Source organism: Bacteroides intestinalis (assembly GCF_003464595.1).
GTDB classification, from domain to species: Bacteria; Bacteroidota; Bacteroidia; order Bacteroidales; family Bacteroidaceae; genus Bacteroides; species Bacteroides intestinalis_A.
The window spans coordinates 104,071-117,000 of record NZ_QRZF01000012.1 but is presented as its reverse complement, the minus strand read 5'-3'; the positions used below and the strand labels follow the sequence as shown (position 1 = coordinate 117,000).

General features: G+C 45.1%; 10 protein-coding genes. 9 read left to right on the top strand and 1 reads right to left on the bottom strand.

Annotated elements, in window-relative coordinates:
- Window positions 1–21: 21 nt before the first annotated feature.
- The gene (gene lgt, locus DWW10_RS16645; protein WP_022392444.1) at window positions 22–849 is read left to right on the top strand and encodes a prolipoprotein diacylglyceryl transferase; all 828 of its coding nucleotides are present in this window, start codon (window positions 22–24) and stop codon (window positions 847–849) included.
- A 52-nt stretch (window positions 850–901) separates the two neighbouring features.
- Here lgt and DWW10_RS16640 read toward each other — a convergent pair whose 3' ends face one another.
- Window positions 902–2,443, bottom strand: a complete 1,542-nt coding sequence (locus tag DWW10_RS16640) for a hypothetical protein (RefSeq protein ID WP_118420803.1) — start codon at window positions 2,441–2,443, stop codon at window positions 902–904.
- A gap of 319 nt (window positions 2,444–2,762) precedes the next feature.
- Here DWW10_RS16640 and rbsK point away from each other — a divergent pair, with 319 nt between their 5' ends.
- The 8 genes from rbsK (at window position 2,763) to DWW10_RS16600 (ending at window position 12,930) form a co-directional block, all read left to right on the top strand.
- Entirely contained in the window at window positions 2,763–3,671 is a 909-nt protein-coding gene (gene rbsK / locus DWW10_RS16635) for a ribokinase (protein ID WP_022392446.1), read from the top strand.
- Between the two features lie 24 nt (window positions 3,672–3,695).
- Window positions 3,696–4,700, top strand: a complete 1,005-nt coding sequence (locus DWW10_RS16630) for a GRP family sugar transporter (protein ID WP_022392447.1) — start codon at window positions 3,696–3,698, stop codon at window positions 4,698–4,700.
- Between the two features lie 119 nt (window positions 4,701–4,819).
- Complete coding sequence (locus DWW10_RS16625; RefSeq protein ID WP_022392448.1) at window positions 4,820–7,819, top strand: SusC/RagA family TonB-linked outer membrane protein; 3,000 nt, start codon at window positions 4,820–4,822, stop codon at window positions 7,817–7,819.
- Between the two features lie 11 nt (window positions 7,820–7,830).
- Complete coding sequence (locus DWW10_RS16620; RefSeq protein WP_022392449.1) at window positions 7,831–9,399, top strand: RagB/SusD family nutrient uptake outer membrane protein; 1,569 nt, start codon at window positions 7,831–7,833, stop codon at window positions 9,397–9,399.
- Between the two features lie 17 nt (window positions 9,400–9,416).
- Window positions 9,417–10,403: a BACON domain-containing protein gene (locus DWW10_RS16615; RefSeq protein WP_022392450.1), complete on the top strand. Its 987-nt coding sequence runs from the start codon at window positions 9,417–9,419 to the stop codon at window positions 10,401–10,403.
- Between the two features lie 143 nt (window positions 10,404–10,546).
- Window positions 10,547–11,581 (top strand): glycoside hydrolase family protein, encoded by a 1,035-nt coding sequence (locus DWW10_RS16610; RefSeq protein ID WP_022392451.1) that lies wholly within the window; start codon window positions 10,547–10,549, stop codon window positions 11,579–11,581.
- Window positions 11,578–11,862 (top strand): hypothetical protein, encoded by a 285-nt coding sequence (locus DWW10_RS26485; protein WP_022392452.1) that lies wholly within the window; start codon window positions 11,578–11,580, stop codon window positions 11,860–11,862. The genes DWW10_RS16610 and DWW10_RS26485 overlap by 4 nt, the downstream gene beginning before the upstream one ends.
- 18 nt (window positions 11,863–11,880) lie before the next feature.
- The gene (locus DWW10_RS16600) at window positions 11,881–12,930 is read left to right on the top strand and encodes a nucleoside hydrolase (RefSeq protein ID WP_022392453.1); all 1,050 of its coding nucleotides are present in this window, start codon (window positions 11,881–11,883) and stop codon (window positions 12,928–12,930) included.

Below are 12,930 nucleotides of genomic sequence, written 5' to 3'. Positions count from 1 at the left end.
TAAACCAAATATATTGAAAATATGCTCTCATTACTAACCATCAACTGGAACCCCAACCCCGAACTGTTCAACCTGTTCGGTCATGTACCCGTCCGTTACTACGGCCTGTTGTGGGTCATTGGCATCGCATGCTCCTATTTTGTAGTCCGTTATCAGTATAAAGACAAAAAAATCGGTGACGACAAGTTCGAACCGCTGTTCTTCTATTGCTTCTTCGGTATTCTCATCGGAGCGCGATTAGGGCATTGCCTGTTCTATCAGCCGGAATATTACCTGCATCATTTCTGGGAAATGATACTGCCTATACAATTCCCTGCCGAAGGTGGTTGGAAATGGACCGGTTATGCAGGTCTTGCCAGTCATGGAGGTACACTGGGACTGATGATAGCTCTGTGGATGTACTGCCGTAAGATGAAGATGCACTATATGGATGTGCTGGACATGATAGCCGTAGCTACCCCTATCTGCGCCTGCTTCATCCGTCTTGCCAATCTCATGAACTCCGAAATCATAGGTAAAGCAACCGATGTACCCTGGGCTTTCGTATTCGAACGGGTAGATATGCTCCCCCGTCATCCGGCACAGCTTTACGAGGCCATCGCCTACTTCATCTTCTTCCTGCTGATGATTTTCTTGTATAAGAATTATGGCAAGAAGTTACATCGCGGCTTTTTCTTCGGCTTGTGCCTCACAGAGATATTCGTATTCCGTTTCTTCGTGGAATTCCTGAAAGAGAACCAGGTAGATTTCGAGAATAGCATGTCACTGAATATGGGACAATGGCTCAGCGTTCCGTTCGTGATTATAGGCGTGTACTTCATGTTCTTCTACGGAAAGAAGAAAGCATAAAAATAACATGAATGAGGATGTACAAATCTTATTTTGTACATCCTTATTCATACTATTTATGCTGCCATTTACTCTTTGAAGCGTGCTCCCGCTTCAGAATATCACTCAAAGGCACCTCAAATATCTTAGCCTCAACCCATGCCACAAAGTCGAACTTACGCAGAATCTGAGTTTCATATTTATCTGCATACAAGGCATGGACTTCTTCCGCCATACTTTCCCATATCTCCGCACGCTTTTTCCGATTCGTATCAGCGAAAGAATAATTCAGGAACTTAAGCAAAAAGGATTCCACCTTCAGATTATATCCCTTGTTTTTGGACATTTCCCGCTTGATAGAGCGAATTTCAGACTGAATATAGTCTACATCCCCCAATTCATAATGAATCATCACATTCACGATCCTAATGGTACGAAACAACGGAAGAGAATATAGATGACCTCTCCCGATAGTTGCACTCAGCCGCTTCCGGGCTTTCCTATACTCTCCATTTCCCAAATGGATCAGAGCAATATACAATGACATTTCCGCCTGTTGTTGCTCCTTCAGCAGTAACATCTTATCAATCAACGAAGCTTGATGTTCAGCAATCCATATTCCTGCTTTATCGAAGTCACCTGCATCAATAAACGAAAACAGCCGATAGATAAAGATCACATACGTAACATTCAGCTGGAAACTGGATGATGGCGAAGACAGCTTAGCCAGTTTTTCAATGAAGTAATTCATGCCCTCATAATTGTGCATGATACGCAGACTTTCCAGCATACCTTCCACCGTCATCAGGTAATAGACCGGAGGGTTATTCCATAAATGACTGTTCTCTTCAAAGAGCTTGTTCAATTCTACAAACGAGTTAAATGCCGCTTTGTAATCCCCTACTGTGATAAAGTAATTCGCTTGGAACAGCTGATGATTCTTTTTTATTTCAAAGTTCTCAACGCCTGCACTTGCTACAATACTGATTTCACTGGTTACCAAGTCATCCAACTTCTGAGTTTCCTCAAGTGACCGTGAAGCCCCTCTGTTTATCATTCTATACTTCAAGAGCTCGTACAGTGAAGACTGCTCATTCAGTTGGCGGATACTTTTCAATGTATTATTCATCTTATATTGCTTATTCAGCAGCTTCTGTTCATCCATATCTTCAAAATCCAATGTCAGAAGATAGTTCAGCTCCAGCCTTTGCGCTACCAGCAACGCAAAGTGATTCTCATAATACACCGCTTTCTCTTTTACCTTTTTCAATACTTGGAAACATTCCTGATACATGGATTTCTCATACAAAACCCTTGCGTGCAGCAATTCATTGAACAAGAGATAATAACTATCCTGTTCTGTCCGCAACCGGGTCAATATGTCTATCAACAAATCAAATAAATAAATGACTACCGTATTGAATGAAGAAGCAGGTTTGGCTGCCAGAAAAGCCATCTTCAATTCTTCGGGATCACTTATCTTCTTATCATCAATCAACCTGAAAAGAAAGATATAATCCTTCTCCGGCTTATTAGAGATATACAGGGAGAATTCTTTCTTCTCCTGTTTAGTGAGATTATTAATCAGATGAATGAGGGATTCGGACTTTAGCATAGTATTAGCAGATTTTTTTAGATACACATCTTTTACGATAGCAAGGTAGAGAAAAAAATGAAAGCAAGCAATATTTTCACGGAATAATATAGGCTTTATCAATATTACTAATATCATAATCGCCACAACCAACTATTTATTATATATTTATATATCAATCATTTAAATGTATTAATTTATAATTATATTCATTTTACCAGTATTAAAAATCATTGTTTTTTGTTTGCTTATGTACTAAGTATCGCATACTTTTGGAATAGAAAAAGAAAGCACAGTATCCAATATTCAATTATTTAATCTTAAAACTAATAAAGTAACCATGAGCAAAAATATCATTGTAATAGGCAGTTGTAATACGGATATGGTCATCAAAGCTGACCGTCTTCCTGTACCAGGAGAAACAATCATAGGCGGTAGTTTCATGATGAATCCCGGAGGCAAAGGAGCCAACCAGGCTGTAGCCGCTGCCAGATTGAAAGGAAATGTGCATTTCATAGCCAAAACCGGAAATGACTTGTTCGGCAAACGTTCCATAGAACAGTACGAAGACGAAGGTATTCATGTTGAGAATATCTATTCAGACCCCACACTCCCCTCGGGCGTAGCATTAATTATGGTGGATATGAACGGAGAAAACAGCATTGCCATCGCTTCCGGAGCCAATGGTTCATTGAGTCCCGAAGACATCCGGAAGGCACAGCCTACCATAGAAAAAGGCGATATCCTGCTGATGCAATTGGAAATCCCTATTGAAACAGTGGAATATGCCGCCCAGATAGCCAGCGAACAAGGTATCAAGGTGATACTGAACCCTGCACCTGCCCGCGCACTCTCCAATAAACTACTACAGAACCTGTACATGATCATTCCCAATGAGACGGAAGCTGAAATCCTCTCAGGTATCAAAGTAACCGATTGGGAAAGCGCACGCAAGGCTGCGGATATCATCAGTGCCAAAGGAGTGGACATCGTAGTTATCACCCTTGGTTCCAAAGGAGCATTAATCAAAGAAAAAGATACATTCCATGAAGTACCCGTACCCAAAGTCAAAGCCGTAGACACAACAGCAGCGGGAGATACTTTCTGTGGTGCATTGTGCGTTGCTTTATCCGAAGATGTAGATGTGTTGGATGCAGTTAAATTCGCAAATAAATGTGCGTCCATCACTGTGACCCGAATGGGAGCCCAGCCCTCCCTACCCTATCGTAAAGAAATTGATGTTTTATAAATAGTAATTTAAAAATCTAATACCATGTTTATAGTCGACAGTTATTCATTAGCAGTTATTTTCTGCGTTGTCACGATGCTCTGTTGGGGTTCGTGGGGTAATACACAGAAACTTGCCGGGAAAACCTGGCGTTACGAATTGTTCTACTGGGATTACGTAATCGGTATCCTTGCCTTCTCTCTCCTCTTAGGTTTCACCCTGGGCAGCACGGGAGATGCCGGACGCGGTTTTGTTGAAGATTTGAAGCAGATCAGTATGGAGAACTATGCAAGTGCTTTTGCAGGGGGCGTCATATTCAATCTGTCCAACATCCTTTTGTCAGCTTCCGTCTCTATGGCAGGGCTTACGGTAGCATTCCCGTTAGGAGTCGGCATAGCCTTGGTATTAGGTGTTTTCGTCAATTATTTCGGTGAACCTAAAGGCGATGCAGTAATCCTGTTCAGTGGTGTGGCACTCGTCGTATTGGCTATCATATTTAATGCCATAGCTGCCGGAAAGATGAATCAGAAAGGAAGCAGCATCAATAAGAAAGGGATTATCATTGCCATTATAGCCGGTGTACTGATGTCTTTCTTCTATCGGTTTGTTGCTGCCGCCATGGACTTGAACAATTTTGAGTCACCTACCCCCACAATGGCTACTCCGTATTCAGCATTCTTTATATTCGCAATAGGTATCTTCATAAGTAATTTCATTATCAATACCATCGTGATGAAAAAACCGTTTGTAGGTACTCCGGTGAGCTATAAGGAGTATTTCCAAGGCAAGTTCAGCACACACATGGTCGGAGTGCTGGGAGGAGCTATTTGGGGATTGGGTACGGCTCTCAGTTATATTGCAGCAGGAAAAGCCGGTGCAGCTATCTCTTACGCATTAGGACAAGGAGCTCCCATGATCGCAGCCCTGTGGGGCATATTTATCTGGAAAGAATTCAAAGGTTCTTCCCGCGCGGTAAATATTCTTCTGGCTTGCATGTTCGTTCTGTTTATATCCGGTTTAGGAGCAATTATCATCTCCGGAGCCAATTAACCGGCTCCTCACTCTTATTAATAAACGCTTTCTTTTTCTACTTCTCACGGAGTGAAAAAGGAGAAGAGAATTGCCTGAACTAAAATATATTTTTCGTTCAACCTCTAAAATTTTAATACATGAGACCGATTCAAATAATAGTATTCTGTCTGTGCATGTGCTCGCTCAATTTGTACGCACAAGTCAGCGTCACGGGCACTGTAAACGATAATACCGGGGAAAGCCTCCCCGGAGTATCCATTCTGGCGAAGGACGGTGACCGTACCTTTGGAACCACCACCGACATCAACGGTAGATATGAAATCAAAGTGAACCAGGGTGCTACCCTTGAATTCAGCTTTATCGGATTTACCAAGCAAAAGGTGAAAGTAGGCACTAACAATGTCATTAACATCACATTAGAGCCTGAAAATGAAATGTTGGATGAAGTAGTTGTAATTGGTTACGGCTCCGTCAAGAAGAAAGACCTGCTCGGTTCCATTTCTACGGTAAAGGAAGACGCTTTGGCCGAACGTGTTTCGGGCAATGTGGTGGAAGCCATGCGCGGACTTACTTCGGGCGTAAAGATTACAAGTAGTGGACAACCGGGTTCCAGTGCCACCATCAACATTCGTGGTCTGGGTAGTTTGACCAACAACAACCCGTTATTCATCATCGACGGTGCCTATGGTGGCAGTGATTTGGGCGTCAATGTAGAAGACATTGAGTCTATTCAAGTATTGAAAGATGCCTCATCAGCAGCCATCTATGGTTCACGTGCAGCAAATGGAGTTGTAATCATCACTACCAAGCAAGGTAAAGAAGGTGACCTGAAAGTGAAGTTTGACTCACAACTGACACTGAGCTGGCTCCCCCGCTACGACCTGATGGATGCAGAGACTTACAAGATTTATAACGACCGTGCTTATGACGAAGCCATCCTGGCGGGAGTTTCAGGCGTTACAAAACGCCAGAACCACTATGATGGAAATACAGACTGGCAAGATGAAATGTTGGGTACAGGTGTATTGCAGAACTACAATGTATCCCTTTCCGGAGGTTCCAAAACTGTGAAGTATTACGCATCTCTGAATCGCATGGTCGATGACGGTGCTCTCTACCGTACCGGTTACGACAAATACGGCTTCCGTATCAATACCAGCGGGCAGAAAGGTATTTTCTCATACGGTGAGAATTTCTACTACACCAAATCCGACAGGAAGATACTGAACGGTAATCCCTGGAGCGACTTCATCGGTATGTCCCCTACCATTCCGGTATATGACGAATCACATGTCGGCGGATACGGATACGGCGATGTAGACCGTGCCAACTCTTACGGACTGAACTCAGTAGCCATGCAGGACTTGTATATACGAAACAATGAAGAAGAATACCTGACCGGAAACATCTACGGACAGATTTCACTCTTTGGAATGTTCGATGCCAAGCTGAATGTTGCCTATAAAAGTTATATGGGCGTTACGAACTCCCTGCGCAAGAAAGGTAATTGGGTTATGGGACAAGGTGACGATGCCGCGCATCTGGGTTACGATAGTGCCAAGAATCATGATATACTGATTGAGCAAACCTACAATTTTAAACATAAATTCGGTAAACATGATGTGAATGCGCTGTTTGGTATCACTTACAATAAGTTCCACGAAGAAAAGCGTTGGATTACCAAACTCGATCCATTGATGATAGGCGACAAGTACATCACATCTCTGGATGCTGCCACCGGAAATACCACCGCAGGCGGTAGCTATGGCGAATCAGCACTGATATCCTATCTCGGACGTATCAACTACTCCTATGCCGACAAATACCTGGCACAAGTAACAGCCCGTCGTGACGGTACTTCCCGCCTCCCTAAGAATGACCGTTGGGGAAACTTCCTTTCCGTTTCATTGGGCTGGCGCATCAGTGGCGAGAAGTTCTTCAATGTACCCTGGATTGATGACCTGAAAATACGTGCCAATTACGGTACTCTCGGTAACAGTAGTATCGGTTATTGGGACTACCAGTCGGTTATCAATACAGCTCCGCGTGCCGTATTCGGAAGCCCGGAAAACATATTGATTGGTATGACTCAATCTCAATTAACCAACAACGACCTGGTTTGGGAGAAGAAGACAACTGCTAACGTCGGTTTCGACCTGGTTGCATTCAATAACCGTTTCCGTTTAAGTGCTGAGTATTTCTATTCAAAGAGTAAAGACCTCTTGGTTTACCTCCCCATCCTGATGAGTTCGGGTAATGAAGGTGGTGCACCTGCCGTAAATGCCGGCAGCCTGGAAAATAAAGGATTCGAAATGGAAATCGGCTGGAACGATCAGATTCGCGACTTTGCCTACTCCGCTTCACTGAACATTTCGCATATTAAGAATAAAGTACTTGATTTGGGATACGGACAAACAGTCTACAATACGACTCTTGCCAAAACCGTAATTGGTGAACCGCTCGGTATGTGGTATCTCTACAAGATGAATGGTATCTTCCAGTCAGAAGAAGAAGTACGGAACTACGTAAACTCAGAAGGTAAGATCATACAACCTAATGCTTTGCCGGGTGATATTAAGTATGACGACTATAACGGCGACGGTAACATATCATCCGAAGACCGTCAGATAGTAGGTAGCCCCTGGCCCAAACTTGAATTAGGAATAAGTCTCGGTGCATCCTACAAAGGCTTCGACCTGAACATCAACGGTTACGGTCGCTTCGGACAGAAAGTGTGGAACGGTTCGGCAGCAGCAGCCGGTGACTTTGCCAACAACCAGAACAACTTCAACGGTATTATCCCCTGGACACAAGAGCACCCGGTCAACGATCGTCCACGTATTGTATACGGAGACTCCCGCAACAGTCGAAGCGATCAGGACCGCTGGTTGGAAAACGGTTCATTCTTCCGCCTGAGCGATATTACGTTAGGTTATACAGTACCTACCCGTTACATTAAGAAGATTGGATTGGAAAGACTCCGTGCATCGGTTACTTTACAGAACCTGGTGACCTTTACCGGATACTCCGGTCTGGATCCTGAATTTGCAGACAGCGGCATCTTCACTATGGGAGCAGATTATTGTTCGTTCCCTAACCCACGCGCTGTTCAGTTTGCATTATCATTCACCTTCTAAATACTGCTGAAATGAAAAAAATAGCTCTTTATATATTATGCGGTGTCACGGCATTATTTACGTCGTGCGACCCTTCTTTGCTCGATCTGCAAAATGAAAATACCCTGAGTACAGGCGTATACTGGAAGACGGAATCTGACGTTGAAGCCGGTGTAGTAGCCGTATACGGAATGTTCTACCGTCAGGGAACCTGGACACGTAATATCTATACACAGATGATAGGTATGGCGGACGAAGGCGTAAGTTATGCCGGATGGACCGAATTGAACGAGTACACCAAGTTCATCTTTACCGATTATAACTTCTCAGAAGTCAACGCCAAGATATGGCGGGAACACTATACAGCCATTTTCCGTGCCAACCAGGTACTGGACAACATTGGCAATGTACCGTTCAGCAATGAAACACACAGGGATGACCTCATTGGACAAACTAAGTTCCTGCGTGCTTTCTATTACTTCTATCTTACTGCCTTGTGGGACAATGTACCTCTCGTGTTAAACACTTCTTCAGCTGCCGATAAGCCTATGCAGGCCACTGCCGATGGAATCTTAACCCAGATAGAAGAAGACCTGGAAGATGCCATCACCAAGCTCCCCTCCACACGTGACGCCAATAACTACGGCCGCCCAACGAAAGGCGCCGCTTACGGATTACTGGCCAAAGCTTATGCACAGCATCACAAATGGGAAGATGCCAAAAGATGCCTCGAATGGCTCGTTGATGGCGAAGGAAAGAACTACTACACACTGGTACCCAATTGGGCTGACAACTTCAGCAACTATACGGAAGATAACAAAGAGTCACTGTATGAGATTCACTTCTCTCTGACCAACAAGGTGGGCTTCGACCAGACAGACAACTACCTGGACCCGAATGCGCAACTGGGTACACAGATTGAAATGAACCAGGCTCCTACCGGAATCGGCTGGAACAACATCGAAGCAAGACGCTGGCTGGTGGACTACTACAAGCGCGAACAAACAACGGATGGAAAGAACGATTCCCGCTTGTTCTACACACTGTGGTATGACGGTGCAGCCTCCGACTTCCCCGAATATCCCAACCAGTTGATATACGGCTCTCCATGGAACAGCGACTGGGGCAACCGCGTTTTCATCAAGAAATATAGCACAGATGCCTCCCCACTGTACTACTGGAATGATAATAACTTCCGTTCCTTGCGTTATGCCGATATGCTGTTACTGTATGCCGAAGCACTCAACGAACTGAATGCCACACCGCCTTCAAAAGCCATTGAATGCCTCAACCGCGTACGCAACCGCGTCAATCTGCCCAAAATAGAGGATAGCAAATACTACAACGGTTCCCAGATCAGCACCAACAAGGATGCTTTCCGCGAACACCTGAAGATAGAACGCGCCCTGGAGCTTGCCATGGAGTGCGTGCGTTGGGTCGACCTGAAACGTTGGGGTATCAACGACCAGGCCACATTGGACGAATTGAAAGCACGCGACAGCGACTTCAATAACTTTATAATCGATAAATCCATCCGCATGCCAATCCCGCAAAGCGAAGTGGACAACAATCCGAATTTGAACCAGAATGACCAATACTAATTGAAGACATTTGAGCTATGATCAATACAAAATACTTAATAGGAGCAGTCATTATACTGCTGACGTTATGGGGATGCGGAAACGATTCCGATTATGTCATCGAAAGCAATCCCAATGAGTTCGCCATATTTCCGGTAGCCATACCTGTAAGCGCTGATGGCGGAACTTATGAACTGACGGTCAACGGCAATGAGTCGTGGACAGCCGAACTGACCAATTCCAATAGCTCAGCCCAGGGCTGGTGCACACTGAGTGAAACGTCAGGAAGCGGCAGAAAAGTAATCACCGTTACTGTAAAGCCGACCACCTCTTTTGTAAAGAACCGTTCGGTCATCGTTGAAGTAAGCTCCGGTACCCGGATATTAAAGTCAAAGGTATTGCAGGAGACAATGGTACTGGGTGAAGACGAAGTGCTGATAAACGGCCTTATATGGTCTACCAAGAATGTAGGCACTCCGGGAACTTTCGCAACCTCTCCCGATGATATAGGACAACTATATCAGTTTAACCGCAAAGTAGGTTATCCGGCTGGCCCGCAGGACGATCCGGTACCGGCTAACTGGCCTTCCAGCTATACAAACGACGGCACCAACTGGACTACCGAAAACGACCCTTCTCCCGAAGGCTGGCGTGTGCCTACCACGGAAGAGATGGCAGCTCTCTGGACAAAAGGAGCAACATGGGTTACAGCATCCCAGACCGGATTTAAGACCGACGGTATCATTATCGGTGTTGACGAGGCTACTGCCAAACGTGCCACTAAAGATAACCTGAAACAACTCGGTTGCCTCTTCCTGCCCCAAAGCGGTTGGAGAAATGAAACCGGAATGATGGACCGCACCTGGCTCTGCGCCGTTCGCAGCGGAAATTCATTAAGTCCTACCCACGGCGGCATGTCATTGGGAGACTCCGGTGGTTACCGCGACACATGGGGTTGGGGCGACGGACAAAAAGCACGTGCAGCCATGATCCGGCCTGTCAAAAACATACAAGTCGAGGATTGATTTACAGCATCTATATACCCAATGTGCAGGACATATATATCCAGCACGTTGGATATATAGATCCAGCGCGTCCGATATATAGATCCGACAGATTGGATATATATACCCGACAACTCAATTATTAACGAACTAAATCTAAAGAGATGAAAAGCTATAAGACCTATATATACCTTGCCTTGCTCACACTCTTGGGTTGCAAGGGCAATGACGGCAATGAACCCCAGACACTCACACCGCAAATCCGGTATGAATTCAGCGGCGGTGCCGGGCATTATAACTATGCTCCGAGTATTATAGAAGACCAGTACGGCATCCGGTACGGCTTTGTATGTGAGAATCGTGATCCGTTCAAGATTGTGGACTATGTTTATCTATACAAAGGAATCCCCACGGAAAAAGGCTATGTATGGCAACCCGGCACACAGATCATCGAACCTTCCGAAACAGGTTGGGATAACTGCCACATCTGCGACCCGGACGTACGTGAGTTTAAAACGACTTATAAAGGAGAAACTTACAACTGGATTATGACCTACCTGGGCGTAGACCGCTGGGACTGTAACCACAACCAGATAGGGCTGGCCATTTCCAAGAACATCGAAGGCCCGTATATCAAGTTCGACCGGAATCCGCTGGTGGCTTACGAAGATACCACCAAATGGGGTGTGGGGCAAAGTACAACAATCGTCAAAGACTCTACGACCATACAATTATTCTATCATTCGACTACGGAGAACGGACCTTTCTGCATGCGCGAAATAAAATTGAATGATCTGGATAATATCATATTGGGCGAAGAGAAAGCGATTCCTTTCCTGAGCGCCAACAGCTATCCTGCCATGTCCGACAAGAATATATATATGGTTTCGGAAACCCGTGTATCCCCCATCAAGGAGATACCGACCTGGGTAGGGGATGTCTGCCGGCTGGCATACAAACCAAGAACAGAAGGTTTTTTCACCGAAGAAGACGGATGGATTGAAATAGGCCATGCAGGACCGGAAGAAACAGGATTCCCGAGAAATCACAATCCGGGTATCCTGACGGATACGAAAGGTTACATGCTTAATGACGATGAACTGGTGATGTACTTAACTCCCGCCATGACAGGCGAAAACTGGCTATGGTCATACGACCTATATTCGGCTACGTTTAATCTCAAAAACTATTTCAAATGAATAAAACAATCCTGCAAATAGTATGCATTGCTCTTATTCTTGCCTTCCCCTGTGGGAAGGCATCAGGGCAATACAAAAAGATTCCCGTAGTGGTAATCACCGACTTGTATCATCCGTATCAGGACCCGGGAGATAACATGGACCTCATTATGGGCTTCGGACTGCCCGATGTAGACCTGAACGATAAAGAGATTTACTATCGTCCGGACCTTGACGAGAACGAGAAAGCACTCCAACAGGTGATTCCCGAACTCTATATATCCATTTCACCCAGTCACTAATTTTTTAAATATACCGTCATGAGAAAGAGCAAACTTTATTTGATTGGCTTGTTAGTATTGGCTCTATCAAGCTGCACTTCCAAGAAACAACAAACTGCGGAAGTCACCCCGAATGTACCCAAAATTATTCTGGAAACGGATATAGGTAACGACGTGGACGATGCATTGGCACTGGATATGCTTTACAAGTATCTGGACGCAGGAGATATCGACTTATTAGGCATCACCATCAACAAAGAAGGAACCTATCCGGCCGAATACACCGACATCATGAATACCTGGTACGGCTATCCTCAAATCCCTATCGGAATCATACACAACGGAGCCGACTGTGAGAACGATGCTACAAACTATGCCAAAGCCGTATGCCTCATCCAGAAGGATAATGGTGAACCGGCTTTCAAGCGCTCACTGAAAGGTGACTATAACCAACTGTCGGAAGCGCCTGCCCTCTATCGTAAGCTATTGGCACAGCAACCGGACAGTTCCGTTACCATCATCTCCGTAGGTTTCTCCACGAACCTTGCACGCCTGTTGGATACTCCGGCTGACGATGTATCTCCGCTGACCGGAAAAGAGCTTGTTGCCCAAAAAGTAAAACTGCTGTGTACCATGGCAGGCTGCTTCAACAATCCCAACCTGTTTGAATATAACGTAGTGAAAGACATTCCGGCGGCAAAGAAGATATTCTCCGAATGGCCTACCACACTGGTGACCTCTCCTTTCGAAGTAGGTATCGCCATCAACTATCCCGGCAGCAGCATTGAAAACGATTTCGGATGGGCTCCTATGCACCCAATGGTAGAAGCATATAAAAGCTACCAGCAGATGCCTTACGACCGTCCTACATGGGACCTGACTTCCGTATTGTATTCTGTTGAAGGTCCGTCCTATTTCAACGTTTCTCCGGCAGGTAAAATAAACGTAACGGACCAAGGTGCTACTGAATTTACTCCCGATGCCGCAGGAAACCGTTACTACCTGACAGTAGATTCCATTCAGGCTGAGAATATCAAACAACATTTCGTCCAGTTACTGACCAAGCAACCGGCTCACTTCAATAAATAA